The organism is Catenulispora sp. GP43 (assembly GCF_041260665.1).
Taxonomy (GTDB): Bacteria; Actinomycetota; Actinomycetes; order Streptomycetales; family Catenulisporaceae; genus Catenulispora.
Genome location: NZ_JBGCCT010000001.1, coordinates 772,286 through 799,262, shown reverse-complemented (window position 1 = coordinate 799,262; position 26,977 = coordinate 772,286). Strand labels below are relative to the sequence as shown.

Here is a 26,977-nt window from a genome sequence, read left to right as displayed (position 1 = left end):
GGGCGGGGGGGGGGGGGGGGGGGGGGGGGGGGGGGGGGGGGGGGGCCCCCCCCCCCCGCCCCCCCCCCCCCGCCCGCCCCCGGCCCCCCCCCCCCCCCCGACTCCTCACAGAATCTTCTTCAGACTGCTTACAGGCTGTTCAGAACCGCGTTCGAAACCGCCGCCGTACCGCCGAGCACCACGCCGACCTCGATCGAGCCGCCGGCCTTCTCGTCATTGAGGAACCCGCGGGTGGCCGGAGCCAGCGAGGTCGGCGGCGTCAGCAGCAGCGGCCCGTCCAGCGTGCCCATCGCCGCGCCGCCGGACAGGGCGTCCGCCCAGTTCTGGCCGGTGGCGACCGCGTACATGTGCGGGGTGCCGGTGGCGCCGAAGAACTGGTGCGCCACCAGGGCGGCGGTGGCGTAGCGGTCGGCGCCGACCAGGCCGTTCAGCTTCAGGTTGCCGGCCGGGACCGCGCTGCCGAGGGTCTTGGCCGCGGTGTTGGCCGCGCCGCCGACCGGGTAGACGTTCGCGCCCGCCGGGGTGCCCGCCCACTGGTGCAGGAAGGACGCGGTCGCCGCGGGCATCTGCGTGCCGTTGGTCAGCACCAGCACGGTGTCGGGGGTCGCGCCCGCCGCCGTGCCCGCCGCGAGGGCGTCCGGGAACAGCGACGCGGTCGCCAGCAGGACACGCTGCACAGCCGGGTGCCCGCCGGCATCCTTCATGTCGCCGGCCATCTGCTGGGCGATCTTCACCGAGGTGGTGAAGCGGTCGTCGCCGGCGAGGCGGACCGGGTTGAAGCCCAGCTTCTGCACCGCCGTGAGTACGGCCGGGGACAGGGCCTTCTCGCCGCCCAGGAGGTAGACGGTGGAGCCGGGGGCCAGCGTCCGCTTCAGCTCGGCGGAGGTCGCCGGGTTCAGGCTCGCGGTCTCGGTCAGCAGCAGCGGTCCGCTGTCGTGGGCGGCCAGGGCGGAGCCGCCGAGGGCGTCGGCGAAGTCGTCCGAGCGGCTCAGCACCGCGGTCTTGGCCAGCGGGCGCTTGTCGGCCGGGGCGTAGAAGTCGGCCAGGCTGTTGTTCGTGGCCGGCCACAGCTTCTGGGACACGGCGATCGCCGTGCCGATGCGGTCGTTGCCGGCCCAGCGGACGGCGTGCACCTGCGACGGGTCGAGGGTCACGTGCGAAGTGGGCGACAGGTCCACCTCGTCCTCGTCGACCTGGATCGCCGGCGAGCTGCCGTACTGGCGCGTCACGTCCAGGAAGTACTGGTGGATGCGCTGGTGCTTGGCCCAGTCGGTCGCCGGGACGTACGGGTCGTTCGTCGTGGCGTTGAAGTTCGGCTGGTCCGAGGTGCTGCCGGAGATGTCCACGGCGGAGATCTGGGCCTGGAGCCCCGGGTCCGCGGCCGCGTCGCCGACAGCGCTGTGGCCGCTGGCCGGGTTGCCCGAGGTGCCGTACAGGCCGAGCTTGAAGCCGGTCCCGTTCAGCGCGTTGCCGAAGCTCTTCAGATACGCCACCACGGCCTTCGCGGTCGCGTCCTCGTGGTAGGGCTCCATGTCGACGAAGATCGTCGTGCCCGAGCCGAACCCGAGGGCGCCGGCCTTCGCGACCGCGTCCTTGGCGTCCGAGACGCCGAGGGCTACCGGGTCGGCACCCGCGGCGGTCAGCGTCGGTCCCTGCTGCCCGGCGTAGATGGCCCACATTCCCCAGCCGGTCGCGGCCTGGTGCTGGACCCAGTCGGCGTTGTAGCCGCCGTCCGCCGGGGGGTTCGGGTTCGCGGAGGACTTGCAGTCCTGGTCGGGGTGGTAGGACGCCCCGCCGATGTAGACCCCGACGCCCCGGTATGGCGAGTGCGCGTACCAGTCGTCCATCTGCGTCGAGCTCGGCGCGACACAGGTGTCGAAGCCCTTGCCGCTGAACGCCGTGTTGGGGGTGGCCGACGCGGCGTGGGCGTCGGTCGCCGCGAGGCCGACCAGTCCGAGAGATCCCAGGGACGAGGCGGCGACGGCGGATGCGGTCAAACGAATGCGCTTCATAACGATCCCCTCCGTAAGTCCGGACCACCCTAGGGGCCCTACGTCGGCATCGCAGGTATTACCTCAACATAAACGCCCAGAACTTCACGCCGGGATGGGTAAAAGCATCTCAAAGCGACATCCGCCGTCGACGTTGCCCACCGTGACAGCACCCGAATGCGCTTCAGCGATGCCCCGCACGATCGCCAGCCCCAGGCCCGCCCCGGCCCCGACCGGGCTCTCCGTCTCCGGCGTGCGCGCGGCCGTCCCGCGCCACGCCACGTCGAAGACCCGCTCCAGGTCCTCGTCCGGGATCCCGCCGCAGGCGTCGGTCACGGCCAGCAGCACCCGCGGCTCGCCGTCCGCGCCGGCCGGGGCCAGCGCCGAGGCCTCGATGCGCACCGTGCCGTCCTCGGGGGTGTGCCGGATCGCGTTCACCACCAGGTTCGACAGCGCCCGTGACAGTTCCCTGACATCGCCGCGCACCGTGGCCGGGCCCGTGACCACTCCCGAAAGCTCGATCCCGCGGGCCCGGGCCAGCGGCTGCCCCTCGGCCAGCGCGCCGTCCACCAGGTCGGCTAGCGCCACCGACTCCAGGGTCAGGCGCAGCGCGCCGGCGTGGATCCGCGAGAGCTCGAACAGGTCGTCCACCATGCCGGCCAGCCGGTCCGCGGCCAGCCGCATCTGCATGTGGTAGCGGGCCGGGTCGGTGGCGACGCCGTCCTCCAGGGCCTCGGCCATGGCGCGCAGCCCGGCCAGCGGCGTGCGCAGATCGTGCGAGACCCAGGCGACCAGCTCGCGCCGGGAGCGCTCCAGTGCGCGCTCCCGTTCCCGCGACTCGGCCAGTTTCGCTCGTGTGGCGCGCAGTTCGCGGTCCAGGGCGGCCAGCTCGCCGGTCATCAGGGCCCTGCCGTGCGGGGCCGGGCCCGGGATCGACTCGTCCTGGCCCAGGGCCTGCAGGGCACTGCGCAGCGTGCGGCTGTCGTCCGCGACGCTGCGGCCCAGCAGGGTGGCCAGCGCCAGCGTCACCGCCGCGCCGGACAGCGAGACGATGACCGAGACCCCGGCGTCGTGCGAGGACAGGAACATCGCCCGGGAGGCGATCACGATGCCGGCGACGACCGCCAGGACCCCGGTCGCGGCCGAGGCGAACAGCGAGGCCCGCAGCGAACGCCCGCGCAGGCTCCGCAGCGCCAGCCAGCCGATGAGCGAGGCGCCGACCGCGGAGCCGGCGCCCATGGCGAAGATCAGCAACAGGTCACGCACCGGGACCCCCCGAAGCCTCGAGCCGGTAGCCGACTCCCCAGACCGTGACGATCAGTGAGGGCGCGGCCGGATCGGGCTCGATCTTCTCCCGGAGCCGCCGCACGTGCACCGTCACCGTCGACTGGTCGCCGAACGACCAGCCCCACACCTGCCGCATGAGCTCGGCGCGGCTGAACGCCTGGCCGGGGTTGGCCATCAGGAACGCCAGCAGGTCGAACTCGCGGCCGGTCAGGGCCAGCGGTTCCCCGGCCAGCCGGGCCCGGTGCGCGGTGAGGTCCACCTCCAGGCGGCCCAGGGTGAGGACCTCAGGGGCCTGCGGCTCGGCGCCGCCCGGGCCGCCCGCACCGCCGGCACCGCCCCGGCCGTGCCCGCGCGACCGGCGCAGCACGCTGCCCGCGCGCAGCACCAGCTCCCGCGGGCTGAACGGCTTGGTGACGTAGTCGTCGGCGCCGACCTGGAGGCCCAGGATCCGGTCGCCCTCCTCGCCGCGCGCCGTGAGCATGATGACCGGGACCTCGCCGAGGGCCCGCACCCGCTTGTGCACCTCGTAGCCGTCGAAGCCGGGGAGCATCAGGTCCAGCACCATCAGGTCCGGCAGATGCTCGGCCGCCGCGGCGACGGCCGAGGGTCCGTCGGCGGCCCGGCGGACGCGGTAGCCGGCGCGCGTGAGGTACGCGGCGACGACCTCGGCGACGGTGGCGTCGTCGTCGACGACCAGGATGTCCAGGGGCGGCTCGCCGTCGTGACGCTCAGCGGCTATGTCATTACCGAGCGCTGCATCGGTGGTGTCCGGCGTGGTCATCTGGTCGGCGTCCTCCTGGAGATCACATTGTGCCAGTCCGTCTTGTCCCGTTCCAAGGAAACACCGCGCGCGGTGCTGATCGGGGCTTTCCAGTGCTTACGGAACTGTGACGACTAGTGTTGCGGAGGTGACCTCCCCGCAGTCCTCCGGTTACTCCGGCACCCCGTTGCCCAAGAAGCTCGGCATCAAGGCCGGGCACTACGTGCTCTTCCACGACGCGCCCGACGGCTTCGATCCCCAGCCGCTGCCCTACGACGTGACGGTGGAGACGACCGAGGACGGCGGCGCGGGCCCCTACGACGTGATCGTGGCGTTCGCCAAGGACCGCGCGACGCTCACCGAGCACTACGCGACGCTTCCGTCTCTGCTCACCAAGAGCGGCGCGCTGTGGATGTGCTGGCCGAAGAAGGCCTCGGGCATCGTGACCGACGTCTCGGAGAGCGCGGTCCGCGAGGACGCGCTCGCGCTGCCGATCGGGCTGGTCGACGTCAAGATCGCGGCGATCGACGCCACGTGGTCCGGCCTGAAGCTGGTGTACCGGCTCGACCGGCGCTAGCCGCGGCCGTGGCGGGGAGATCGGACGCGCCGGAAGCGGCCGACCCACCGCTCACACCTGTCTCACAGGTCTCAACAGGAGCACGGTTGACGGGATCCGACATATCGCGAGCGTTCCACCAGTAGGCTGATACGCATGCGGCAGCCCCTGCAGACCCTCCTTGAGCATGTGCGGCGTGGCTTGGGCGGCGTCGTCCTGCTCGGCGGGGCGGCTCCGACGGACCTCGCGGCGATCGCGGGCCCCGTCGTCGAAGGCTTGACCCTGCTGCGGGCCGGCGGTGATCCGCAGGCCGGGCAGGTCCGGGTCGAGCCGGTCCGGGTCGAGCAGACCGCGGCGTACGGGCTTTCGGAGCGCGGGCTTTCAGCGTTCTCCGGGCTGGCCGATCTGATCCGGCCGCTGCTCGACGGCGAGGCCGGACTCGACCTCGAACGCGGGGCCGGCCACGTCGGGCGGGCCGCCGGGGAACTGCTCGCGCAGGCGGCGGCGGTGCAGCCGGTGGTCGCGGTGATCGCCGACGCGCATCTGCTGGACAAGCCGTCGGCGACCGCGATCGCGGTCGCGGTCCGGGCCACCCGCCTGGCGCCGGTGGCCTGGGTCATCGGGGTCGACGATGTGCGCCGGGCCCCGTTCGGCGCGCTCGGTGCGGTGGCGGTGCAGGTGCAGCGACCGGCCGGGTCCGGGGACCTGCCGAAGGCGACCACCCAGGCGCTCCTCGTCCTGGCCGCCAGCGCGACCGGTCACATCGACGAGGTCGGCGGCGCGCTGGAGCACCTCGGGCTGCGGGTCGGCGATCTGGCCCCGGCGGTCGCCGACGGCGTCGTGGAGGCCACGACCTCCGGCTGGCGGTTCCGCGACCTCGGTGTCGCGACCTCCATATACGCCACCGCCACTCCGACCGAGCGTCAGGCGACACACGCGGCGTTCGTCGACGCCATCTCCGAACTGCGGGAAGCCGAGAAGGGCGAGATTCTGGCCCGGCACCTCGCCGGCGCGGCGGCCGGCACCGACGGCCCGGCGGCCGAGGCGCTGGGCCGGGCCGCGGACGGCGCGCGGATGCGCGGGGCGCTGGAGGCCGCGCGGTCCTCGTACGGACGCGCGGCGAGTCTGTCCCCTGATCCGGGCGCCCGGGCCCGCTGGCTCGCCGGCGCCGCCGACACCGCGCGGCTGCTCGGCGATCTGGGCGGCGTGGGACGGGCGATCCGGGAGGCGCGCGTCCTCACCGACGACGCGACGCTGCACCACCGCCTGGACGGCATCGCGACCCGCACCTCGGTGCCGCGCACCCCGCAGACCGGGATCAAGGCCCTGCTGGAGACCGGCAGCCACACCACCGCGATCGGCCTGATCCTGGCCGGGCGCGCGATCGACGCCGAGGCGATGCTGGCGCCGGTGGTGTCCTCGGCGCTGCTGTCCGATCCGCTGGACATGGGGCCGCTGACGGTGCCGGCGATCGCGGCCGGGGCCATGTGGACGTGTGACGTCAGAGGCGCCGCAGCGGTACTGGACCGCTCAATCGCCTTATTGCGCGCGTATGGGGCGGCCGAACATCTGCCCGCTCTGTTGGCCGTGCGGGCCGAGGTGGGCTTCCGTTCGGGGCGCTGGCCGGCGGCCCGGGACGACGCGATGGAGGCGGCCGCGCTGGCGTCCCGGCTGGGGCAGGGGCCGATCCGGGCGGTGGCGCGCGGACTGGTGCTGCGTGTCAGTTCCCTGATGGGCGCGCCGGTCGAGGACGCGGCGGCGCTCGAGGCCGAGTCCTCGGGGTCCGAGGCTTATGGGCTGTGGCCGCAGCACGCCATCGGTGTCGCGTTGCTGGCCGACCGCCAGTGGGACGCGGCGGCGGCCGCGCTGGGCCGGGTCGCCGAGGGGCTGGAACGGCTGGGCGTGCGGGACCCGTCGGTGTTGCCGGTGGCCGGGGATCTGGTCGAGGCGCTGGTGCGGGCCGGGCAGGTCGCTCGGGCGCGGGAGGTGGCCGAGCAGGCGAGGGAGGCCTCGACCGCGTCGATGTCGATCGTGGTCCGCGCCGTCGCCGAACGCTGCCTCGGACAGGTCGGCCAGGCCAAGGGCGGCAAGGCGAAGCTGCACTTCGAGAAGGCCCTGCGGCTGCACGCCGAGACCGACGACCGCTACGAGGAAGCGCGCACGCTGCTCGCCTTCGGGCGTCAGAACGGGGACCCGGCGCGGCTGGAGGCCGCGGCCGACCGCTTCGCGGCGCTGGGCGCGTGGCCCTGGCTGGCGCGGGCGGAGGAGGAACTCGCCGGGAAGCGGGCGCGCAAGAAGCTCGGAGCGCTGACGGCGAAGTAGGCGTCGATGGGGTAGGACTGGCGTATGGCGAACCTCCGTTACGGGATCAAGCTCAGCCAGGACGCGACGATCGAGGAGTACAAGGCCGTCTGGCGCATCGCCGACGAAGCCGGCTTCGACCACTGTTGGAACATGGACCACTTCGCCAGCCTCGGCGGCGACGAGACCAAGGACATCTTCGAGGCCTGGACGGCCCTGGCGGGCATGGCGGCGCTGACGTCGCACGTGCGCATCGGGGTCTCGGTCACCGGCAACACCTACCGCCACCCCGCCGAGCTGGCGAAGATGGCGGTCACGGTCGACCACCTGTCGGGCGGCCGCCTGGAGTTCGGCATCGGCGCGGCCTGGGCCGAGAACGAGCACACGATGCTCGGACTGCCCTTCGGCACGGCCGGCGACCGCGCGGACCGGCTGGCGGAGGCACTGAAGATCATCACCTCCCTGTGGACCGAGCCCCGCACCACCTTCGACGGCAAGCACTACCAGCTCAAGGACGCGATCGCCGAGCCCAAGCCGGTACAGAGCCCGCACCCGCCGATCTGGATCGGCGGCAGCGGCCGCAAGCGCACGCTGCGCATGGCCGCCGAGTACGCGGCGGTGTGGAACGCCGCCGGCGGCGCCCCGGCGGACGTCGCGGAGGCCTCGGCGGTCCTGGACCGGCACTGCGCCGACATCGGCCGCGACCCGGCGACCATCCGCCGCTCGGTGCAGATCCGGGTCGGCGACGACTTCGACGCGCTGCGGCGCACGGTCGAGGAGTTCGCGGCGATCGGGATCAGCGACCCGCTGCTGATCCTGCAGACCGACGACCCGGTGGCGCGGGCCGAGCAGCTGGCGGCGGAGCTGCCGCGGTTGCGGGAGATCGGGTAGCGCTGCCGGCGAGATGCCCGGCGACTGTGCACGACGCGGTGGTTGCCGCCGGGATCGGACAGCGCTGCCTACGTTGAGATGCGAGCGGCCGGGGCAGGGGTGCGGGGGCGGAACCTCCGCTCACATCCCCGCCGCGGTGGCCGTCCCGGTCGCCTCGCCGGCCAGCAGCCGCCGGTCCTCCTGGTCCAACGTGGAATCCGCGAGCTGCCGCAGCATCGTCAGCAGCTCCGCGTGCTGCTCCGGCGACCATCCGTCCAGCTGGTCCACCAGGATCGCGCGCCGGGCGGCGCACAGCGCGTCCACCGCGGCCTCCCCGCCCTCGGTCATCACCACCGTCTGGTACGGCGGCGCGCCCTCGATCGTGACGCGGCCGGTCGAGACCAGTGCGTCGAGGTGGGGGCGGATCTCGGCCATCGAGAGGTTCAGGCGGGCCGGGACGTCCTCGACGCGTGTCGGGCCGTACTGCTTCAGGCGGAACAGGCCGTAGGCCTCCGGCACCGTGATGTCGATGCCTGATTTGTTGATTGTCTGCGTGTACCGCTCCTTCACGTTCTGGCGGCTGGACAGCATCGTCAGCGCGCGCTCCAGCTCGTCGATCGACGTGCGCTGCGTCGGGCCGGTGGAGGCCTCGGCGGCGCCGGTACCGCGGGTCGTGGTGCGCAGCGGGACTTCGCGCAGGAACAGCGACAGCACGAAGGCCACCATGCACAGGGGGACCGCGTAGAGGAACACGTAGTGCAGCGCGTGGGCGTAGGTGTGCAGGAAGGGCTGCGCCTCCGGCTTCGGGAACTGCTTGATGAGCTTCGGGTCCTCGATCGCCTTCTGGAACGGGAAGGCCGGATTGATCTTGCCGGCCGCCACCGCGGCCTTGATCTCGGCCGTCAGCTTGTTGGTGAAGATGGTGCCGAACAGCGAGGCCCCGAACGCGCCGCCGATGGAGCGGAAGAACGTCACCGCGCTGGTGGCCGTGCCGAGTTCCTCGTAGTCGACGTTGTTCTGCACCGCGATGATCAGGACCTGCATCACCAGGCCCAGGCCGAGGCCGAAGACCAGCATCGCGACCGCGTTGGAGGCGGTGGAGGTGGTGTCGCTCATCCGGGACAGCAGCCAGGCGCCGACCGTCATCACCGCGGTGCCGACGACCGGGAAGATCTTGTAGCGGCCGGTCCGGCTGATCAGCTGTCCGGAGCCGATCGAGGCGACCAGGACGCCGGCCATCAGCGGCAGCAGCTGCAGGCCCGAGGCGGTCGGCGTCGCGCCGTGCACGACCTGCTGGTACAGCGGCAGGAAGGTGAGGCTGCCGAACATGCACAGGCCGACCACGAACCCGATGGTGCTGCACATCGAGAACACCGAGTTCTTGAACAGGTGCAGCGGCAGCACCGGTTCCCTGGCGTGTTTCTCCGCGTAGAACCAGCCGATCAGGCACACCACGGCCAGCGCCCCGCACCCGAACACCTGCCACGAGCTCCAGGCCCAGGTGCTGCCGCCGAAGCTGGTGATCAGGATCAGCGAGCTGGCCGCCGCGGCGATGAGGAAGGTGCCCAGGTAGTCGATGACCGGCTTGCGGTGCGCGGTGTGGGTGTGCATGCCGATGGCGACCACGACCAGCGCGACCGCGCCGATCGGCAGGTTGACGTAGAACACCCAGCGCCAGCTGAGGTTGTCCACGAAGAAGCCGCCGATCAGCGGGCCGATCACGCTGGCCACGCCGAACACCGCGCCGATCATGCCCTGGTACTTGCCGCGGTCCCGGGGCGGCACGACGTCGGCGATCAGCGCCATCGCCAGCACCATCAGGCCTCCGCCGCCGACGCCCTGCAGCGCCCGGGAGGCGATCAGCTCGCCCATGTTCTGCGACAGCCCGCACAGCGCCGAGCCGATCAGGAAGACGACGATCGCGGTCTGGAAGACCCGCTTGCGCCCGAACTGGTCGCCGAGCTTGCCCCACAGCGGCGTCAGCGCCGTGGACGCCAGCAGGTAGGAGGTCACCACCCAGGAGATGTGGTTGGCGCCGCCGAGGTCGGAGACGATGGTCGGCAGCGCCGTGGAGACGATCGTCTGGTCCAGCGCGGCCAGCAGCATGCCCAGCATGACGCCGGCGAAGACCAGCGGGACCTCGTTCTTCTCGCCGGCGGCGGCCGCCGCGTGCCGGCCTCCGCCGGTCGACTCTGAGCTCACGTGTTCAGGTCACCATGGAACGCGTAGGCGTGCCAGGGTGCGACGGCGAATGGGTGAGACGTCTTTGTGTTCGAGGTGTTCGGGCTCTGAGGCCTACTGCTGCAGCGATCCGGCGAGCGTCTCCAACTCCGACATCGCGCCGCTGCCGGACACCACGACCGAGACCTTCCCCAGGGTCGTGGGCGCCGCGCTGCCCACCGGCGCGGTGGTGCGCACCAGCGCGTGCCGGCTGCCGTCCGGGGTCACGTAGACCTGCCACTGGTAGCCGCCGGCGGTGACCGTGCCGCCGGCGCCGGAGACCGGGGCGGCGTCGGGGGCCTGCAGGGTCAGCAACTCGTCCAGGCCCTTGCCGCCGGCGATCTGGTCCAGCGCGACGTACTGGTCGTCGGAGGTCAGGAAGCCGAGCTCCCAGCGCAGCTGCGCGCCGGGGTCGAAGTCGGCGTGCACCGAGGTGGCGCGCCAGCCCGGCGGCAGGCTGGTCGGGGCCAAGGCCTGGAAGGGGAGGTCGGCGTCGCGGCGGGCCTGGGCCAGCGGGATCGTGTAGTCGACCGTCTGGACCGCGTCCTCCGGCTTCTTGGAGTCGTGGGGGAACCACTCGACGATCGCGACGAGCGGGAGGGAGATCACCGCCATGGAAAGCAGCATGTCCCTCAGGGACTTCTTCAGCGGAGAGACGCGAGCCATACGGATATGGTCCCATCCGTCCACTTGAGGTTCGCGCCGGGTCCCGCCAGCGCCGGACATGACCCCGGCCACTTCGCGGTACCGGGCTCGTGCGAGCCTCGATACGATCTCCCTCGACATCCCTCGTGAACCGCGACGATGCGGATCCCCCTCCTCGAGGAGCTCTAAATACATGAACGCCGCAGACCCGCAGGCGAACGACAACCACACCTCCGACAGCTCCGAGGCCCCCGACCGCAACCTGGCGCTGGAGCTGGCCCGGGTCACCGAGGCGGCGGCGATGGCGGCCGGCCGCTGGGTCGGCAAGGGCGACAAGAACGCCGCCGACGGCGCCGCCGTGAACGCGATGCGCAAACTGATCAACACCGTCTCGATGCGCGGCGTGGTCGTCATCGGCGAGGGTGAGAAGGACCACGCGCCAATGCTCTTCAACGGCGAGGAGGTCGGCGACGGCTCCGGGCCGGAGTGCGACGTGGCCGTGGACCCGATCGACGGGACCACCCTGGCCGGCAAGGGCATGCCCAACGCGCTGGCCGTGATCGCGGTCGCCGACCGGCACAGCATGTACGACCCCTCGGCCGTGTTCTACATGGACAAGCTGGTCGCCGGCCCCGAGGCCGCGGACGTGGTCGACATCACCGCGCCGGTGGCCGAGAACATCCGCGCCGTGGCCCGCGCCAAGCGCCGCGAGCCCGGCGACATCACCGTGGTGGTCCTGGACCGCCCGCGCCACGAGGGCCTGGTCGCCGAGATCCGCGAGGCGGGCGCCCGCATCAAGTTCATCTCCGACGGCGACGTGGCCGGCGCGATCATGGCCACCCGCCCCGGCACCGGCGTGGACCTGCTGCTCGGCGTCGGCGGCACCCCCGAGGGCATCATCGCGGCCTGCGCGATCAAGTGCCTGGGCGGGGTGATCCAGGGCCGGCTGTGGCCCAAGGACGACGCCGAGCGCCGGCTCGCGGTGGACGCCGGGCACGACCTGGACCGCGTCCTGCTCACCGACGACCTGGTCTCCGGCGAGAACTGCTTCGTCGCGATCACCGGCATCACCGACGGCGAACTGGTCCGCGGCGTGCACTACACCGGCGGCGGCGCGACGACGCAGTCGCTGGTGATGCGCTCCAAGTCGGGCACGGTGCGCCGCATCGACTCCGAGCACCGGCTGGACAAGCTGCGGCAGTACAGCGCGGTGGCTTTCCACTGATTCCCGGCGTTCCCCGGGAGCTCTCCTGAGCTCCCGGGGCGCTTGAGCTCAGCTCTCCTCGCCGTTCCCGTTCCCATTGCCGGCGCCGATCGCGGCGTCCAGCCGGGCCCGCGCGCCGTCAAGCTTCGCCTGGCAGTGCTTGGCGAGCGCCTCGCCGCGTTCCCAGGCGGCCAGCGACTCCTCCAGCGTCAGGCCGCCGGTCTCCAGGCGCCGGACGACATCCATCAGCTCGTCGCGGGCCTGCTCGTAGCCGAGGTGGGACAGGTCCGGAGTCTCGCCGGAAATAATCGTCGTCTCGTTCGCCATGGCTTCAGGATAGTTTCCGGCTGTGACTGGTACCGAGGAAGTACGCGTGCGCCGGGCCGTGCCCGGTGACGAGGAAGAGATCCAGCGGCTGCGGCACAAGATGGCCTTCGACGTGTTCGGGGCCGAGCCGCCCGCGGCGGACGAGCCGAACCATGTGGCGGCCGTGAAGAAGCTCCGTATGTGGCTGGAGGCCGGGGACGAGGCGGGGACCGTGTGCTTCGTCATCGACGCGCTCGACGGGAACGGTCTCGCGGCCAGCGCTATAGGCACCATCGATGAGCGCCTGCCGAGCTCACGGAACCCGGCAGGGCAGTCCGGCTATATATATGGAGTCTGTACCGAGGAACGCTATAGGCGGCGCGGATACTCACGCCTGGTTCTCCAGGCACTCCTTGACTGGTACACGGCTCAGGGGATCGTTCGGCTGGAGCTCCACTCCAGTGAGTTCGGCGAGGGGCTCTACCGCGAACTCGGCTTCGAAGACCCCAAGGGCGTCGCCCTTACTCGCTGGGCTCCTCACCAGTAGAAGCGTCAGCAGGAGAATCGTCAGTAGGAGGAGCGTCGGAGAGGAACACTTCGGAGACCGCCGCGTTCAAGCGCCCGGAGGCGAGGCGGACGTCGAGCACGTCCCCCTCGCCGACCTCCTCGGCGGACCTCACGGCGTGTCCGGACGGCGCCAGGACGATCGAGTAGCCGCGCTCCAGGGTCGCCATGGGGGACAGCGCGCGGACCCGGGCCAAGGTGTGCCCGAGGTCGTCGCCGGCGCGGTCCAGACGGTGCCCGACGCTGGACCGGGCCCGCCGGACGAGCTCGTCGAGGTCGTTGCGGCGGCCGTCGATCATCGAGTACGGAGAAGCCAGTACCGGCCGCTGCCGGAAGGACGTCAGTCCCATGGCTTCGCGTTCCAGTATCCGTGCCACGGAGCGCCACGCACTGCGCCGCAACTCCGCGACCCGGTCCATCTCCTCGGCGACGTCCGGGACGACCCGCTTGGCCGCGTCGGTGGGCGTCGAGGCCCGGAAGTCGGCGACCAGGTCCAGGATCGGGGAGTCCGGCTCGTGGCCGATCGCGGAGACCACCGGTGTCTCGCACTCGCCGACAGCCCTGATGAGTGCTTCATCGGAGAAGGGGAGGAGATCCTCTACAGAACCTCCACCGCGCGCGATGATGATCACGTCCACTTCGGGATCCGCGTCGAGCTGGGCCAGTGCCGGCAGGATCTGCGGAACCGCCTTCGGCCCCTGCACGTCGGTGTTCACCACCCGGAACTGGACTCCGGGCCACCGGCGCTTAGCGTTCTCCAGTACGTCCCGCTCCGCCGCTGAGGCACGTCCGGTGATAAGGCCCACACAGTGCGGGAGGAACGGGAGCGGCTTCTTCCTGCGCGGATCGAACAGGCCCTCCGCCTTGAGCTTCGCCTTCAGCATCTCCAGGCGCGCGAGCAGTTCTCCGAGGCCGACCTGTCGGATCTCTTCGGCGCGGATGGAGAACGAGGAACGCGGGACGTAGAAGTCCGGCTTCCCGTAGACGATGACCCGTGCGCCCTCCGTAAGCGGGGGCACCACTGCTTCGAACACCCGACGGAACGTGGTGATCTGCACGGACACGTCCGCGGACGGGTCCCGGAGCACCAGGTACACCATCTGTGACCCGGGCCGCTTGTTGATCTGCGCCAGCTGTCCCTCGACCCAGATCGCCCCCAGCCGGGAGATCCACCCGGCCACCGCCTCGGAGACCGCGCGGACGGGGATGGGCTGTTCGGCCGAGGATTGCATCGCCATACAGAGGAGCGTAGCCATCGGGGGCGACGCGGCGCGGACGTGGCGAAGTTGTGGAGAGAGCCGATCATGGGACGCGGAGTCCGGCGGGCCGCCTACCATGGGAACCATGAACGTCTCTGCGCCTGAAGACCGCCGCGTCCTCCTCGCCGCGCCCCGCGGCTACTGCGCTGGTGTGGACCGCGCGGTCGTGACCGTGGAGAAGGCGTTGGAGCTCTATGGGGCGCCGGTGTACGTCCGCAAGGAGATCGTGCACAACAAGCACGTCGTGCAGACGCTGCAGAACCGCGGCGCGATCTTCGTGGAGGAGACCGACGAGGTGCCCGAGGGCGCGACTGTGGTGTTCTCCGCGCACGGCGTCGCGCCGATCGTGCACGACGAGGCGTCCCGGCGCGGCCTGAAGACCATCGACGCGACCTGCCCGCTGGTCACCAAGGTGCACAAGGAGGCCGTGCGCTTCGCCGAGCAGGACTACGACATCCTGCTCATCGGCCACGACGGCCACGAGGAGGTCGTCGGCACTACCGGCGAGGCGCCGGAGCACATTATCCTGGTCGACGGCCCGGACTCGGTGGCCGACGTGGAGGTGCGCGACCCGGCGAAGGTGGCCTGGCTGTCGCAGACCACGCTGTCGGTGGACGAGACCACCGCGACCGTAGACCGGCTGCGCGCGAAGTTCCCGCTACTACTGGACCCGCCGTCCGACGACATCTGCTACGCCACCCAGAACCGGCAGATCGCGGTCAAGCGCATCGCGGCCGACTCCGACCTGGTGATCGTGGTCGGCTCCAAGAACTCCTCGAACTCGGTGCGCCTGGTCGAGGTCGCGCTGGAGGCCGGCGCGGGTGCCGCGTACCTGGTCGACTTCGCCTCCGAGATCAGCGAGGAGTGGCTGGAGGGCGTCCGCACGGTCGGCCTGACCTCCGGCGCCTCGGTCCCGGAGGACCTGGTCGAGGGCGTGCTGGCGTGGCTCGCCGAGCGCGGGTACGGGACGGTCGAGGTCGTCCGCTCGGCGGAGGAGAAGCTGCTGTTCGCGCTGCCGCCGGAGCTGCGCAAGGACATGCGCGAGGGCGGCGGCGAGGCGTAACCGCCTCACCAGGCGGAACTGGGGGCCGCATCCCGTATGTGCGCGACCAGGGTCTGGCCCCGGCGCGGTTCGTCGCCCGGGAACGGCGGTTTGTGGCAGCTGCGGCAACAGGGCAGGCGTTCTCCGGTGTCGGCGAACACCCACGTCCGACGCCGGAGCCCTAAGGCGGGGCTGCGATGCTCCTCTAAGAGGAGCGGCCTGGAGAGCTGCGTGGCGATCCAGTCCGCAGCCCGCTGTGCCATCTCCTCCGGAGCCGCTTCCGGGTCCTGTACGTTGATGAAGCCCGGTGCACTAGGGGTGTAGTTCTCCCAGATCGTGCAGTCGTCGCCCCAGAAGCCGCCGAACTCCCTGTGCGCCATCCGCAGCTGGAGCCCGAACGGGGCCGTCTCCGGGACGGTGAGCACCGCCAGTACCGACGGCCCGGCCAGCGCCAGGGCCCAGGAGTCGAAGGCGATCACGCCGAGCGGACCCCAGCTCAGCGCGGCGCGGCGGAGCCCGGCCAGGAAGCGGCAGCTGTAGTCGTCGAGGGGGAAGCGGCCGCCGGGGTCGATCTCGAACCAGATCTCGCCGTTCATCTCTCGCGGTCCTTGCTTGCTCGCCGTGCGGGGTGGGCCGGGCTAGCGTTTGGCGGCGCTCCGCATCCCGGCCCACCGCGCCGCGATCAGCACCGCGGCCAGCGCCGTGCCCAGGAACAGCGGCCGCGGCTTGACCGCGAGCAGCGCGCCGACCGAGGCGAGTTGGCCGACCGGCCCGTGGCCGGCCCCCATGACGCCGAACTGCACCGCGGTGAGCAGCCCGGCGCAGTACGCCAGCGGCGGCACGATGACGCCGGCCAGCAGGTCCCGGCGCCGGACCAGGGTCGCGGCGTGGAAGGACGCGGCGACGAAGACCAGGTCGAAGAGCCAGTGCGCGTCCCCGGTGAGCAGCGCGTCGAGCGCGGCGGCGGTCATCGTGGGCCCGGCGACCATGAGCAGCACGCCCCAGGCGGTCAGGGCCTGGCGGCGCTTGGCGGCCCGGGCGGCCCGGGCTGCGGTGGGGGCGCCGACGGCGGCGCCGGCCTGGCCCGCCGGACGCGGACGGGGCCGCGAACCGGGCCGCGAACCGGGCCGCGTGGGACCGGTGGAGCGGAAGTCCAGCGGCGCGGTCATGCGCTCACGGCGCAGCGCGTCGCGGTCGCGGCGGGTCTGCGGGACCCGGGCGGCGGGGCGGGGCGCGAGGCGGCTGGCTCCTTCGTTCACAGATCCGAACCTACGACGCGATTGCGCACAATTCGGGTAGCGAAACGCCGCCGGACACAGGTGTGCTGGTCGGAGCGGCGGGCTGCGGCCGGCTGCGGCCGTCGGGTGGGTGAGCGCTGGTTCCTAGTCCGACAAAGCCCGTGTCTGGATCTCCACCTGCGCCGGCACCGTCAGCTCCTCGTCCACCAGCCCGAGCTCGTTCAGCCGCCGCGCCGTGACCAGCACCCGCGTCTCCAGCGAACCCACCGACTGGTTGTAGGCCGCGACCGCCGAGTTCAGCCCCTTGCCGACGCGGTCCAGGTGCCCGCTCATCGTGTTCAGCCGCGCGTACAGCTCCCGGCCGAGCTCGAACACCTGCCGGGCGTTCGCTGCCAGCGAGTCCTGGGTCCAGGCGTAGGCGACCGTGCGGAGCAGGGCGATCAGCGTGGTCGGGGTGGCGATCACCACCCGGCGCGCGGCGGCGTGCTCCAGCAGGTCCGGATCGATATCCACAGCCTGTGAAAGAAAAGCTTCGCCGGGGACGAACAGCACCACGAACTCCGGCGTCGGCCGGCCGCTGGCGCCCAGGGCCCGCCAGTAGGCCTTCGAGGCCAGCTGGTCGACGTGGGCGCGCAGGTGCTTGGCGTGGGAGGCCAGGAACTGCATCCGCTCGGTCTCGTCCGTGCTCTCCGCGGCGTCCAGGTACGCGGCCAGCGGGGTCTTGGCGTCCACGACCACGTACTTGTCCCCGGCCAGGTGCACCACCAGGTCCGGCCGCAGCATGCCCTCGGTGCCGGTGGAGCCGTGCGAGCCGGGGATCACGGTCTGGGTCTCGAAGTCGCAGCGGTCGACCATGCCCGCCAGCTCCACGGCGCGGCGCAGGTGCATCTCGCCCCACTGGCCGCGCACTTCGGGCCGGCGGAGCGCGGTGACCAGAGCCGCGGTCTGGGTGCCGAGCGCCCCGGCGGCGGTGCGGACGTCGTCGATCTGCTGGGCCAGCGCCGCCTGGGAGGCGGCGCGGCCCCGCTCGATGTCGCGGAGCCGGTCGTCCAGCCGCGACAGCGACTCGTTGATCGGCCGGCCCGCCGCGTCGAACTGCGAGCCGGCCAGCGCCAGCAGCCGGTCCGCGGACTGGTCCAGCGCCTGCGAGTTCAGGGTCAGGCGGCGGGACCGCTCCCACAACACGCCGAGCAGCGCGCCGAACGCGATCCCGATCACCAGCAGCAGCACAGGCATCATGGGTCCATATTGTCCCCCGGGGCACGCCTGTGCGGCGGGTCCTGCGGTTATGCCTCGCGCGCCTTGCGCGCCCCGCGCGTCGCGACGGTCAGCGCCGCTCCGGTGCCGACCAGGGCCAGGGCCGCCACGGCCTCGGCCGGCAGGCCGCCGGGGACGTCGGGGACGCCGGGGTCCGGGGTGTAGGTGACGGTGCCGTTCGAGTGCGACGTGATCGGGTGCTCACCGCGGCGTCCGGCCGGAACCAGCCGGCGGCGCCGTTGGTGTCGGCGACGTTGCCGACCAGGTAGGAGGTTCCCGGGTCCCAGGTCGGCTGGTCGGTCTCGGTCTCGGTCTGGCCGGCGCAGACGCTGGGCAGCGGCGTGCCCTGGCAGTAGTTGAACGAGCCTTGGAAGCCGACCGGCACCTGCCTGCCGGCGGCGTCGTAGGCGGTGACCCGGGTCTTCTCGGCGTCCACGTCGCCGAGGGCGAAGCCCCGGGTGCCCGGGACCAGCGGCCGGTCGAAGTGCACGACCGTGGCCGAGGGGTTCAGGCCCTTGGCGGAGCGCAGCAGTGCGTAGGGCTCGCCCTGGGAGCTGCCGAAGACCTGCGCGAAGGGCGTCGAGGCGTTGAGGAACGCGCTCCGGCCTGAAGCCTGGGAGGGCGCGGTGCTGTCCGTGGTGATCTGTACTGATGGGAAAGGCTGTGTGGGCGGGATGTTGAAGGCCGGAAAGGTCACGCTCTCGCCGGCGAAGTCGAAGTTCGCGTAGTGCGAGTGCCCGGCGGCGGCCAGGGCGGTCTTTTTGAATCTGACGCGGGTGTGCCGCACGCCGACCTCCGGGTTCTCTCGCACTGGTCGCGGACGGGCCCGAGCCTCGCGCGGGCGCTTCCGGGGGCGTCGGACCCGGTGTCCCGGACCGGGTGAGTCCCCTCGATCGGCGTAGCGGTCCCGGCGGGCTGCGATACTGGAGGACGGGCCGATTCCGGCTCCGCTCTGCATCCCGTACGCGACGTCGATAGGACAGTTGGACAATGGCGCTCACCATCGGAATCGTCGGACTCCCGAACGTGGGCAAGTCGACCTTGTTCAACGCGCTCACCAAGAACGACGTGCTCGCCGCGAACTACCCCTTCGCCACCATCGACCCGAACGAGGGCGTGGTCGGCGTCCCGGACCCGCGGCTGGCCAAGCTCGCCGAGCTGTACACCTCGCAGAAGGTGGTCCCGGCCACCGTCACCTTCGTCGACATCGCCGGCATCGTCCGCGGCGCCAGCGAGGGGCAGGGCCTGGGCAACAAGTTCCTGGCCAACATCCGCGAGGCCGACGCCATCTGCCAGGTGATCCGGGTCTTCACCGACCCCAACGTGGTCCACGTCGACGGCAAGGTCTCCCCGGCCGACGACATCGAGACCATCAACACCGAGCTGATCCTGGCCGACCTGCAGACCATCGAGAAGGCCCTGCCGCGCCTGCAGAAGGAGGCGCGGATGAAGAAGGAGATCCAGGCCACCGTCGCCGCGGTCGAGGAGGCCAAGAAGGTCCTGGACTCCGGCAAGACCGTCTTCGCCGCCCGCCTGGACCGCGAACCGCTGCGCGAGCTCCACCTGCTGACCGCCAAGCCGTTCCTGTACGTCTTCAACGTCGACGAGGACGAGCTCACCAACGACGCGCTGAAGGACGAGATGCGCGCCCTGGTCGCCCCGGCGGAGGCGATCTTCCTGGACGCGAAGATCGAGCACGAGCTGATGGAGCTCCCCGACGACGAGGCCCTGGAACTGCTGCAGGGCATGGGCCAGGAGGAGTCGGGCCTGAACCAGCTGGCGCGCGTCGGCTTCGAGACCCTGGGCCTGCAGACCTACCTCACCGCCGGCCCGAAGGAGTCGCGCGCGTGGACCATCCGCAAGGGTGCCACCGCGCCCGAGGCCGCGGGCGTGATCCACACGGACTTCCAGCGCGGGTTCATCAAGGCGGAGATCGTGTCGTTCGAGGACCTGATCGAGCTCGGGTCGGTCGCCGAGGCGCGGGCCAAGGGCAAGGCCCGGATGGAGGGCAAGGACTACGTCATGGCCGACGGGGATGTCGTCGACTTCCGGTTCAACGTGTAGTCGAGTCGTTACTGCGAGTGGTCGTTCCTGTCAAGCGCGCAGGTCGCAGGAGCCGAGCCCGCTAGGGCTCGGCTCCTGCTGCGTTCCGGTGCTGGATTGGTGCTGGATGGATTGCTCCGGTGAGTCAGGTGCGACGGTCGGCTGAGCGGGAGAGAAGGCTGGCCGACGCGCACACTCTGGTGCAATGCACCGTGGTGCGGTTTCGTATTGGAAGCATCTCCACCGGAGGGAGAACCATGAGCAGCAACGAGACTCGCGCCTTTACTGTGCGTGTCCCCGCCGAGCAGGCCGAAGCGCTGGAGCTGATTGCCAAGACCGATGGCATCTCGGTCGCCGAGGAGGTCCGGGGCGCCTTGTTGGAGCGCATCGAGGCTCGTAAGGCCGACCCTGAGTTCATGGCGTTGGTGAAGGCCACCGTTGAGCGCAGCCAGGCGGCTCTGGACCTGCTGGCCAAGTAAGGAACCCGGTACGACGTGAACATGTGGTAGCCGCGCTTAGAGGACCTGCTCGTCATCGGCGAGCAGGTCCTCGGCGTTCCTGCCAAAGATCTTGCCAAGGTGATCGACATCGCCCTGGCCGATTCCGCGTTGGCATCGCCTGCCGCGAGTTTCGGCGGTCACGAGTTCTACCCCGATCCCATCGTCAAGGCGGCCGTGTTGTGTTCGCACCTGTCCAAGAACCATGCGATGCCAGATGGCAACAAGCGGCTCGCTTATGTGTCCATGACGGCCCCTACCGCGGAATGCTCGCCGGGTCGGTCGCGGTGACGTAGCCGGCCGGGCCCGACAGGTTGGTGCCGAGCTCGGTGTCGATGCCGCCCGGCAGGGCGACCAGGCCGCCGAAGACCAGGGCGCTGTCGACGCTGCCGGAGTTGGCGGAGACCCATTGCTGCTCCTCGGTGCTGAGGCCCTTCTGTGGGTCCACCAGGAGCATCGGGCCTGAGAGTTTCGCCATGGCCGCGCCGCCGGCCAGGGAGTCGGGCCAGTTGAAGGCGGTCGCGGCTCCGAGGTATAGGCGGCCGGGTCGGGCGGGGGCGGCGCCGAAGAATTCGCGCGCCACCATGAACGAGGTCTCGAAGCGGTCGGTGCCGGCCAGGGCGATGGTTCGGGCCGTGCCGGTGGCGCCGGAGGTCTCGATCGCGGTCTTGGCCTGGCCGCCGACTTCGTAGAAGGTCGGTGCGCCGCCGGTGGGCGGGTACCTCACCTCCTTAAGGAAAGCGGCGGTCACGGGCGGCATCACCTTGCCGTCGGTGAGCAGGATGGGGTGGCCGGTCGCGCTGGCGGACAGGGCGTCGGCGAAGTCGTCGCCGGTGGCCACCACGTACGTGCGGTCGTAGGGGCCCGGCTTGATGGTGCTCTGGGCGATGTCCACGGCGGTCGCGAAGCGGTCCGGGCCGCCGAGGCGCTTCACTCCGTAGCCGAGGTCGGTGATCGCCTTCTGCACGGCCGGTGAGAGGGCCTGCGTGCCGCCGAGCAGGGTGACGACCGGCGCTCCGTGGTGTGCCGGCCCCAGCACGCGCACGATCTCGGCGCGGACCGCCGGGTCGAGCGCGGCCGAGGGGGTGAGCAGCAACGGTCCGTTCTTGGCGAGCACGCTGCCGGCCAGCGCGTCCGCGTACTGGTCGGAGCGGGCCAGCAGCACGGTGGTCGGCCGGGCGGCCGGCAGCGTGGCGTCGGGATACTCAGCCTTCGAGATCGCGATCGCGGTGCCGATCCGGTCGGCGCCGGCCAGGCGGGTCACGTGGGTGAGGGCCGTCGGGCGGTAGGCCGGGACGCCGGGGTGCTGCGAGACGACGGCGGGGGTGCCGCCGGCCGCCGGGATCGCCTCGACGTCGTTCGGCATGGACGGGGCGCCCATCCTGACGTACGACGTCTCGAAGGCGATCCTGGTGCAGTCGGGGGAGAAGGCCGGGTGGGACAGCTGGAGGTCGTCCAGGTGGGTCAGGACCTTCGGCGCCGAGGGCTGGAACGGGTTGCTGATGTCGACCACCGCGAGCTGCCAGGAGCCGTCGATGAACGCCACGGTTCTGCCGTCCGGGCTGACCGTGGGCTGCGTCCCGTCCGCGATCTTGTACGGCTCCCACCCGCCGGCGTACTTCCGGATGGACCAGATCTGCGCCGTGGAACTGCCGGCGGGCGTCTTCTGGAAGACATAGTTCGGGACGGTGTTCGTCGACGGGTCGGTCCCGTCCGGCGCGTAGACCGCGTCCGGGGAGGAGTAGGCCGCGCCGTCGTACGGGGTCCAGAGGTCGGCGATGTCGGATCCGTCGCCGCCGCCGGAGGCGCTGGTGCCGTAGCCGTCGGCCTTGGCGAGCTTGATGGGGCCGAGGGCGCCGTTGACCGACTCGGCGAAGGCGACGCTTGAGCCGTCGCTGCTCCAGGTCGGGCTGGAGATGGCGATCCCGGGCCCGCCATGGGCCAGGACCCGCGTCCGGCTGCCGTCCGGAAGCGTCGAGACCAGGTCCCCGGTGGCGTCGACGAAGGCGACTCGGCTGCCGTTGGGGGACCACGTCGCGTCGGTGACCGTGGTCGGGAAGGTCAGGGGCTGGCCGTCGACCAGCATCCGCTGGGTCCCGTCGCTGATCGTCAGGGAGCTGTCGGCGGGACCGGGGTTCACGGCGTGCGCCGAAGGCGCGGCGAACCCCAGGGCCGGTATGAGTGACGTCGAGAGGATCGCGGACAGCGCGAGAGGGCGCCGTCCAGAGAATTTTGACATGGACTCTCCACAAGAGTCATGAATAGTCCCGGATATCGAGACTCAAATCGTCGGACCAACAAGCGCTGAGAAAGGTTGCCCTTGCCGAGGAACAGCCTTCTCAGGCCTCTTCGACGCTCCGCCGGTCGATCGCCGGGCCCAGGGCCGCGAACCCGATCGTGGCCGCGACACCGGCGGCGAGAGTCCCCCACCACAGGAACGCCGGGCCGGCGAGGGTGTAGGCGGTGGTGCCGGCGGCCAGGGCCAGGAAGCGGGCCGCGCCCCAGGTCCAGCTGAAGGCACCCTGGTAGCGGCCGCGCGCGTGGGCCGGGGCGAGGTTGGCGATCAGGCCCGCGGGGGCGCCGCCGACCACGACCTCGCCGACCGACCAGACGGCGACGGTCGCCGCGTAGGCCGCGGGGGTGTGGGCGAGGCCGGTGAGGGCGACGCCCGCCACGACCAGGGCGCTGCCGGCGACGTAGACCGGGGTGCGGGCGAAGCGGGCCAGGACGGTGGTGGCCAGCGGCTGCAGGAGGACGACCAGGCCCGCGTTCACCGCGGCGGCCAGGCCCATGACCGCGGGGGACAGGCCGTCGGTGCGGATGGCCAGGGGGAGGGCGCTCTCGGTGAGGGAGTAGATGAACAGCTGGACGGCGAACAGCAGGAGGAGCCGGCGGGTGAGGCGGTCGCGGAAGACGACGCCGTAGCCGGAGTCGGTGGCGGTGGTGGCGGTGGTGGCGATGGCCGGGATGGCCGGGATGGTCGCGGTCGCGGCGGCCGGGCTGGTCGCGTCGGCGGCACTGGCGGCGGTGGTCGAGTCCTGCGTGCCAGTACCAGAACCCTGCGGTCCGACCTGCTTCGTCCGGTCCGCCGGCAGCGCCAACGCCACGATCACCGCGTACCCCACCGACGTCCCGGCGTCGATCGCGAACAGCATCCAGTAGCCGTGCGCCGCGAGGTATCCGCCGAGCACCCCGGCAACGGCCGTCCCGATGTTCACGGCCCACCCGATCAGCGCGAAGGCCTCGCGCCGGCGGGTCGGCCCGACGTTGTCGGCCAGGGTCGCCGAGGCCGCCGGCGGCACCATCGTCGCGGTGGCGCTCAGCGCGACCGCGGCGACCGCCATGGTCGCGGCGTCGGGCGAGGCGAACAGCGCGCCCTGCGCGGCCGCCGTCCCGAGCAGGCCGGCCAGCATGGTCAGCTTCCGGCTGCTGCGGTCGGCCAGCCAGCCGCCGACCGCCGGGCCGATCAGGTTGCCGGCGCCCAGAGCGCCAAGGACGTAAGGGGTCTGCGACGCCGGGATTCCGCGCGAGCCGAGGAAGAAGACGAGGAACGGCCCGACCAGGAAGCCGATCCGGTTGACGACGGTGCCGGCGAAGATGACCCAGATGGCCTGGGGGAATCCGGCGAAGGCGGACGGGGCGCGCAGGGCCCGGCGCCGGCGGGCCCGGGTGGCGGGGCCCTGGTGGGAGGCCGGTGCGGACGCCTCCGGGCAGATGCTCGTGGTGGTCATGGCGCCCAGAGTGGCGCCGGGCGGCGATCATGGGACAATCATTCGGCCCCGCCCGAATCAGAGGGCGTGGGGTGGCGGCACCGGGAGGGGAAACGCTGTGTCGGCGACGTTGTCATTCACCGCGGACGAATTGGCGCAGGTGCGCTTCTCCGTCTCCCCGATGTGGGAGGTTCTCACCAGTTTCCGGGTCCTGACCAGGCCCGGACTGTATCCGGTCCACGGCCCGTGGTTCGACCAGGTCCGTCCGCGGCTGGCCGCCGCGGGACTGTTGACCGGAAGTCTTTCCGCGCTATTCCATGCACAATCCTACGTTCCCGACTTCCTCAACCCGGCGCCGACGAAGTCCGCGCCGACTCTGGAAGAAGAGCTCGCAGCCATTCAGGCGACGCCCGACGACCATCTTTCGGCTGATCTCGATCTGTATGACCAGAAAGTGCCGAACGGAGCGTTACCGCCGTTCGCCGCGCGTTTGCGAAGCCATCGCGAGCAAGCGCTCTGCGAACTGTCCAAGGACATCGAGCACTATTTCCAGATCGCACTCGCCCCCTATTGGTCGCGGATCAGGACCCTGCTGGAGGCGGACATCTACCACCGTGCGCGGCAGGTCGCCGAGTACGGTGCGGCCCGGTTGTTCAACGACCTGCACCCGGATGTCAGCTGGAACAGCGGGACGCTGCGGATGCTGCACCGGCAGCGCGTGCTGTGCCGCGACGACAATGCTCCGGGCCTGATCCTGGTCCCGTCGGCCTTCGCCTGGAACAAGATTCTCACCAGGGCCGCCACCGGTGACGTGCCGCAGTTGTGCTTCGGGGCGCGCGGTGTGGGGACCCTGTTCGCCCGCCGCGCGGCCGAGCCGTCGGACGCCGTGGCCGCCGTCATCGGACGCTCGCGGGCCCTGCTGCTCGCCGAGTTGGAGGCCCCCGCGTCCACCACCGAACTCGCCTCGCGGACCGGGATGTCGGCCGGCGGGGTGTCCGAGCACCTGACCGCGTTGCGGGGCGCGGGCATGGTTTCGGCGCATCGCGCGGGACGTTCGGTGCTTTACGCCCGTACCCCCGTGGCGGACTCGCTATTGGCGGCAGCGGCTTGACAGCGTGTCCCACAAAACGGCCGAGATCGGGGTAATCCGAAGAAAGGTTTGACGCGCCCCTGGCGCGCCGGTGGCGTCAGGTGCTTCAGTATTTGGCGGGGAGAGAACGGAGCGCTGTCAGCCTTTAGCTGAACGGAGTCATGGCGATGCCGCGATCACGCCGAAAGTTCGACATCGACGAGTTCGTCCGCGAGTGCCTGCAGGCCTGGGAGGCCGACGGAGCCGACGCGGTGAAGGACGTGCTGGACCGGATACTCGGGCGCGGATGCGCGCCGGTGCGCGAGTGCTTCGGTGACCCGCGCGAAGCTCACTTGCAGGTCCTGTATCCGGGCCCTGAGCTGGTCATCGAGAATATGGTGTGGGCGCCGGGGATGTCCTACCCGGCGCACAACCACAACACGCCGGTCATGACCGGCGTCTACGCGGGGCTGGAGGTCAACGACTTCTACCAGGCCGGCTCCAGCGCGGGCGCGCGCTTACAACGGACCGCTACGGTCGACATCAACGAAGGCCAGGCGGTGCTCATGGCGCACGACGCCATCCACCGGATTGCGAATCCCAACAGACGCACCTTCACCGGCGCGTTCCACATATACATGGGCGACTACCTGCACTCCTCGCGGTCCATCTGGTACCCCGACGAGGCCTCGGAGACGCCCGCCTCCTTCGCGGTGACCAAGGACATCTTCGCCGCCGCGAACCGCGACCTGGCCGCCGCCCGCGCGGCGGAGGAGGTCCACAAGAAGAAGAGTGTGGCCGCCGGCCTCGGCGGCTCGACCGGGCCCGGCTCGGCCTCAGGGCCCCCGTCCGGCCCGACCGGCCACCCGCACAACGCGACGCACTCGGCGCCGCACGCCCCGGGCCGCGGGCCCACGCGGCGGGGCGCCAGGTCGCCGCTGCATTCGCCGCCGGGCGATCAGGGGTAGGGCGCGGCTGACGGGCCGCGCGTGACGCGCCCTGTCTTGGGGTGATCCTCGGGGCGGGGGCGCGGTGCTGTCCAAAAAGAACAACGGTGCTGTCCGAAGAGCTGCGCGTGACGCGCCCCTGCCTTGAGGCGAGCCTCAGGTGGGGGCGCGGTGCTGTCCGCTGCGAAGCGATCAGGGCTCGTGTGTGACATCGTCCGCCGCGGGGCGAGAGTGCTGATTCGCTTCAGGCCGGCGGCATCGGTGGCGGCGGTTCGGCCGTGACAGGCCTTCTGGAGCCCTTCAGCGCCCGCCTCAGCCCCTGCGGACCCCGGGGCCTTCCCGGAAGCCGCGAAGGCCCCCAGCACATCCCTCGAGTGCTGGGAGCCTTCGCTGTGGCGGCCGCGAGCGTCGCGGCCGCCGGTCTTAGCCGACCGTCATCCGAACCGGCCGGTGATGTAGTCCTCCGTGGCCTTCTCCGTCGGGTTGGCGAAGATGCGGGAGGTCTCGTCGATCTCGATCAGGCGGCCGGGGGTGCCGGTGCCGCTGATGTTGAAGAACGCGGTGCGGTCCGAGACGCGGGCCGCCTGCTGCATGTTGTGGGTCACGATCACGATCGTGTACTCCGACTTCAGCTGCGAGATCAGGTCCTCGATCGCCGTGGTGGAGATCGGGTCAAGGGCCGAGCAGGGCTCGTCCATCAGGAGCACGTCGGGGCTGACCGCGATGGCGCGGGCGATGCACAGGCGCTGCTGCTGGCCGCCGGACAGGCCGGCGCCCGGCTTCTTCAGCCGGTTCTCGACCTCCTTCCAGAGGTTCGCGCCCTTCAGCGACCGCTCGACGATGTCGTCGAGCTCGCCCCGCTTCTTCACGCCCGCCAGGCGCAGGCCCGCGGCGACGTTGTCGTAGATGCTCATCGTCGGGAACGGGTTCGGGCGCTGGAACACCATGCCCACGTGCCGGCGCACGGCCACCGGGTCGACCTGGGCCCCGTACAGGTCCACGTCGTCCAGGGTGACCTTGCCCTCGACCCGCGCGCCGGGGATGACCTCGTGCATGCGGTTCAGGGTGCGCAGGAAGGTGGACTTCCCGCAGCCGGAGGGCCCGATGAAGGCCGTCACGGTGCGCGGCTCCACGGTCATCGAGATGTCCTCGATGGCGCGGGTGGGGCCGTAATAGGCGGACAGGCCCGCGACGTCAATGCGCTTCGCCAT

The 26,977-nt window shown here is 71.4% G+C and carries 25 protein-coding genes; 11 read left to right on the top strand and 14 right to left on the bottom strand.

Annotated features, from left to right (window positions below):
• Positions 1–128: 128 nt before the first annotated feature.
• The 3 genes from ABH926_RS03600 to ABH926_RS03590 form a co-directional block, all read right to left on the bottom strand.
• Positions 129–2,012 carry a cell wall-binding repeat-containing protein gene (locus ABH926_RS03600; RefSeq protein WP_370363796.1) on the bottom strand — a complete coding sequence of 628 codons (1,884 nt, stop codon included), beginning with the start codon at positions 2,010–2,012 and terminating at the stop codon, positions 129–131.
• Positions 2,013–2,096: 84 nt separating this feature from the next.
• Positions 2,097–3,257: a sensor histidine kinase gene (locus ABH926_RS03595; protein ID WP_370363795.1), complete on the bottom strand. Its 1,161-nt coding sequence runs from the start codon at positions 3,255–3,257 to the stop codon at positions 2,097–2,099.
• Positions 3,250–4,059 (bottom strand): response regulator, encoded by an 810-nt coding sequence (locus ABH926_RS03590; RefSeq protein WP_370363794.1) that lies wholly within the window; start codon positions 4,057–4,059, stop codon positions 3,250–3,252. Before ABH926_RS03590 ends, ABH926_RS03595 begins: the two co-directional genes overlap by 8 nt.
• Before the next feature lie 127 nt (positions 4,060–4,186).
• Here ABH926_RS03590 and ABH926_RS03585 point away from each other — a divergent pair, with 127 nt between their 5' ends.
• The 3 genes from ABH926_RS03585 to ABH926_RS03575 all read left to right on the top strand — a co-directional run bounded on the left by ABH926_RS03585 (position 4,187) and on the right by ABH926_RS03575 (position 7,786).
• A complete protein-coding gene (locus ABH926_RS03585; protein ID WP_370363793.1) occupies positions 4,187–4,615 on the top strand; it encodes a DUF3052 domain-containing protein in 429 nt (142 codons plus the stop codon).
• 135 nt (positions 4,616–4,750) lie between these two features.
• Positions 4,751–6,916 carry a hypothetical protein gene (locus ABH926_RS03580; RefSeq protein WP_370363792.1) on the top strand — a complete coding sequence of 722 codons (2,166 nt, stop codon included), beginning with the start codon at positions 4,751–4,753 and terminating at the stop codon, positions 6,914–6,916.
• A gap of 24 nt (positions 6,917–6,940) precedes the next feature.
• Positions 6,941–7,786 carry an LLM class F420-dependent oxidoreductase gene (locus ABH926_RS03575; protein WP_370363791.1) on the top strand — a complete coding sequence of 282 codons (846 nt, stop codon included), beginning with the start codon at positions 6,941–6,943 and terminating at the stop codon, positions 7,784–7,786.
• A 120-nt stretch (positions 7,787–7,906) separates the two neighbouring features.
• Here ABH926_RS03575 and ABH926_RS03570 read toward each other — a convergent pair whose 3' ends face one another.
• Both ABH926_RS03570 and ABH926_RS03565 read right to left on the bottom strand, forming a co-directional pair.
• A complete protein-coding gene (locus ABH926_RS03570) occupies positions 7,907–9,967 on the bottom strand; it encodes an MFS transporter (RefSeq protein WP_370363790.1) in 2,061 nt (686 codons plus the stop codon).
• Positions 9,968–10,060: 93 nt separating this feature from the next.
• Entirely contained in the window at positions 10,061–10,651 is a 591-nt protein-coding gene (locus tag ABH926_RS03565; RefSeq protein ID WP_370363789.1) for a DUF4245 domain-containing protein, read from the bottom strand.
• A 172-nt stretch (positions 10,652–10,823) separates the two neighbouring features.
• Here ABH926_RS03565 and glpX point away from each other — a divergent pair, with 172 nt between their 5' ends.
• Positions 10,824–11,855, top strand: coding sequence for a class II fructose-bisphosphatase (gene glpX / locus ABH926_RS03560; protein WP_370363788.1), 1,032 nt, complete (start codon positions 10,824–10,826; stop codon positions 11,853–11,855).
• Between the two features lie 48 nt (positions 11,856–11,903).
• On the opposite strand, the gene ABH926_RS03555 is transcribed toward glpX, so the two are convergent.
• On the bottom strand, positions 11,904–12,161 hold the full coding sequence (locus ABH926_RS03555; RefSeq protein ID WP_370363787.1) for an exodeoxyribonuclease VII small subunit: 258 nt from the start codon (positions 12,159–12,161) through the stop codon (positions 11,904–11,906).
• 22 nt (positions 12,162–12,183) lie between these two features.
• On the opposite strand from ABH926_RS03555, the gene ABH926_RS03550 reads away from it, so the two are divergent.
• On the top strand, positions 12,184–12,687 hold the full coding sequence (locus tag ABH926_RS03550) for an N-acetyltransferase family protein (protein ID WP_370363786.1): 504 nt from the start codon (positions 12,184–12,186) through the stop codon (positions 12,685–12,687).
• Here ABH926_RS03550 and xseA read toward each other — a convergent pair.
• Positions 12,662–13,942 carry an exodeoxyribonuclease VII large subunit gene (gene xseA, locus ABH926_RS03545; protein WP_370363785.1) on the bottom strand — a complete coding sequence of 427 codons (1,281 nt, stop codon included), beginning with the start codon at positions 13,940–13,942 and terminating at the stop codon, positions 12,662–12,664. The two genes, ABH926_RS03550 and xseA, sit on opposite strands and share 26 nt — an antisense overlap.
• Positions 13,943–14,039: 97 nt before the next feature.
• On the opposite strand from xseA, the gene ABH926_RS03540 reads away from it, so the two are divergent.
• The gene (locus tag ABH926_RS03540) at positions 14,040–15,026 is read left to right on the top strand and encodes a 4-hydroxy-3-methylbut-2-enyl diphosphate reductase (protein WP_370363784.1); all 987 of its coding nucleotides are present in this window, start codon (positions 14,040–14,042) and stop codon (positions 15,024–15,026) included.
• A gap of 5 nt (positions 15,027–15,031) precedes the next feature.
• Here ABH926_RS03540 and ABH926_RS03535 read toward each other — a convergent pair whose 3' ends face one another.
• From ABH926_RS03535 to ABH926_RS03520, 4 genes are all read right to left on the bottom strand, one after another.
• On the bottom strand, positions 15,032–15,601 hold the full coding sequence (locus ABH926_RS03535) for a hypothetical protein (RefSeq protein ID WP_370363782.1): 570 nt from the start codon (positions 15,599–15,601) through the stop codon (positions 15,032–15,034).
• A 42-nt stretch (positions 15,602–15,643) separates the two neighbouring features.
• A complete protein-coding gene (locus tag ABH926_RS03530; protein ID WP_370363781.1) occupies positions 15,644–16,264 on the bottom strand; it encodes a DUF6542 domain-containing protein in 621 nt (206 codons plus the stop codon).
• A gap of 123 nt (positions 16,265–16,387) precedes the next feature.
• Complete coding sequence (locus ABH926_RS03525; RefSeq protein ID WP_370363780.1) at positions 16,388–17,482, bottom strand: DNA recombination protein RmuC; 1,095 nt, start codon at positions 17,480–17,482, stop codon at positions 16,388–16,390.
• A gap of 88 nt (positions 17,483–17,570) precedes the next feature.
• A complete protein-coding gene (locus ABH926_RS03520; protein WP_370363779.1) occupies positions 17,571–18,287 on the bottom strand; it encodes a hypothetical protein in 717 nt (238 codons plus the stop codon).
• Between the two features lie 203 nt (positions 18,288–18,490).
• On the opposite strand from ABH926_RS03520, the gene ychF reads away from it, so the two are divergent.
• The 3 genes from ychF (at position 18,491) to ABH926_RS03505 (ending at position 20,331) form a co-directional block, all read left to right on the top strand.
• The gene (gene ychF, locus ABH926_RS03515) at positions 18,491–19,564 is read left to right on the top strand and encodes a redox-regulated ATPase YchF (RefSeq protein ID WP_370363778.1); all 1,074 of its coding nucleotides are present in this window, start codon (positions 18,491–18,493) and stop codon (positions 19,562–19,564) included.
• A gap of 236 nt (positions 19,565–19,800) precedes the next feature.
• Complete coding sequence (locus tag ABH926_RS03510; protein WP_370363777.1) at positions 19,801–20,022, top strand: ribbon-helix-helix protein, CopG family; 222 nt, start codon at positions 19,801–19,803, stop codon at positions 20,020–20,022.
• A gap of 99 nt (positions 20,023–20,121) precedes the next feature.
• Positions 20,122–20,331, top strand: a complete 210-nt coding sequence (locus ABH926_RS03505) for a Fic family protein (RefSeq protein WP_370363776.1) — start codon at positions 20,122–20,124, stop codon at positions 20,329–20,331.
• Here the strand turns inward: ABH926_RS03505 and ABH926_RS03500 are convergent.
• Both ABH926_RS03500 and ABH926_RS03495 read right to left on the bottom strand, forming a co-directional pair.
• Positions 20,297–22,279 carry a cell wall-binding repeat-containing protein gene (locus ABH926_RS03500; RefSeq protein ID WP_370363775.1) on the bottom strand — a complete coding sequence of 661 codons (1,983 nt, stop codon included), beginning with the start codon at positions 22,277–22,279 and terminating at the stop codon, positions 20,297–20,299. The genes ABH926_RS03505 and ABH926_RS03500 overlap by 35 nt on opposite strands.
• 100 nt (positions 22,280–22,379) lie before the next feature.
• Positions 22,380–23,771 (bottom strand): MFS transporter, encoded by a 1,392-nt coding sequence (locus ABH926_RS03495; RefSeq protein ID WP_370363774.1) that lies wholly within the window; start codon positions 23,769–23,771, stop codon positions 22,380–22,382.
• Between the two features lie 97 nt (positions 23,772–23,868).
• On the opposite strand from ABH926_RS03495, the gene ABH926_RS03490 reads away from it, so the two are divergent.
• Both ABH926_RS03490 and ABH926_RS03485 read left to right on the top strand, forming a co-directional pair.
• Positions 23,869–24,861 (top strand): ArsR/SmtB family transcription factor, encoded by a 993-nt coding sequence (locus ABH926_RS03490; RefSeq protein WP_370363773.1) that lies wholly within the window; start codon positions 23,869–23,871, stop codon positions 24,859–24,861.
• 146 nt (positions 24,862–25,007) lie between these two features.
• Positions 25,008–25,787, top strand: coding sequence for a hypothetical protein (locus tag ABH926_RS03485; RefSeq protein ID WP_370363772.1), 780 nt, complete (start codon positions 25,008–25,010; stop codon positions 25,785–25,787).
• 413 nt (positions 25,788–26,200) lie between these two features.
• Here ABH926_RS03485 and pstB read toward each other — a convergent pair whose 3' ends face one another.
• Positions 26,201–26,977 (bottom strand): phosphate ABC transporter ATP-binding protein PstB, encoded by a 777-nt coding sequence (gene pstB / locus ABH926_RS03480; RefSeq protein ID WP_370363771.1) that lies wholly within the window; start codon positions 26,975–26,977, stop codon positions 26,201–26,203.

What these genes read in the sequence shown, in the direction of transcription:
- ABH926_RS03535 (WP_370363782.1), bottom strand. Translation starts at nt 15,601, where the DNA reads ATGAACGGCGAGATCTGGTTCGAGATCGACCCCGGCGGCCGCTTCCCC.
- ABH926_RS03565 (WP_370363789.1), bottom strand. Translation starts at nt 10,651, where the DNA reads ATGGCTCGCGTCTCTCCGCTGAAGAAGTCCCTGAGGGACATGCTGCTT.
- ABH926_RS03540 (WP_370363784.1), top strand. Translation starts at nt 14,040, where the DNA reads ATGGGAACCATGAACGTCTCTGCGCCTGAAGACCGCCGCGTCCTCCTC.
- ABH926_RS03525 (WP_370363780.1), bottom strand. Translation starts at nt 17,482, where the DNA reads ATGATGCCTGTGCTGCTGCTGGTGATCGGGATCGCGTTCGGCGCGCTG.
- ABH926_RS03555 (WP_370363787.1), bottom strand. Translation starts at nt 12,161, where the DNA reads ATGGCGAACGAGACGACGATTATTTCCGGCGAGACTCCGGACCTGTCC.
- ABH926_RS03485 (WP_370363772.1), top strand. Translation starts at nt 25,008, where the DNA reads ATGCCGCGATCACGCCGAAAGTTCGACATCGACGAGTTCGTCCGCGAG.
- ABH926_RS03580 (WP_370363792.1), top strand. Translation starts at nt 4,751, where the DNA reads ATGCGGCAGCCCCTGCAGACCCTCCTTGAGCATGTGCGGCGTGGCTTG.
- ABH926_RS03510 (WP_370363777.1), top strand. Translation starts at nt 19,801, where the DNA reads ATGAGCAGCAACGAGACTCGCGCCTTTACTGTGCGTGTCCCCGCCGAG.
- glpX (WP_370363788.1), top strand. Translation starts at nt 10,824, where the DNA reads ATGAACGCCGCAGACCCGCAGGCGAACGACAACCACACCTCCGACAGC.
- xseA (WP_370363785.1), bottom strand. Translation starts at nt 13,942, where the DNA reads ATGGCGATGCAATCCTCGGCCGAACAGCCCATCCCCGTCCGCGCGGTC.
- ABH926_RS03590 (WP_370363794.1), bottom strand. Translation starts at nt 4,059, where the DNA reads ATGACCACGCCGGACACCACCGATGCAGCGCTCGGTAATGACATAGCC.
- pstB (WP_370363771.1), bottom strand. Translation starts at nt 26,977, where the DNA reads ATGGCGAAGCGCATTGACGTCGCGGGCCTGTCCGCCTATTACGGCCCC.
- ychF (WP_370363778.1), top strand. Translation starts at nt 18,491, where the DNA reads ATGGCGCTCACCATCGGAATCGTCGGACTCCCGAACGTGGGCAAGTCG.
- ABH926_RS03600 (WP_370363796.1), bottom strand. Translation starts at nt 2,012, where the DNA reads ATGAAGCGCATTCGTTTGACCGCATCCGCCGTCGCCGCCTCGTCCCTG.
- ABH926_RS03575 (WP_370363791.1), top strand. Translation starts at nt 6,941, where the DNA reads ATGGCGAACCTCCGTTACGGGATCAAGCTCAGCCAGGACGCGACGATC.
- ABH926_RS03500 (WP_370363775.1), bottom strand. Translation starts at nt 22,279, where the DNA reads ATGTCAAAATTCTCTGGACGGCGCCCTCTCGCGCTGTCCGCGATCCTC.
- ABH926_RS03495 (WP_370363774.1), bottom strand. Translation starts at nt 23,771, where the DNA reads ATGACCACCACGAGCATCTGCCCGGAGGCGTCCGCACCGGCCTCCCAC.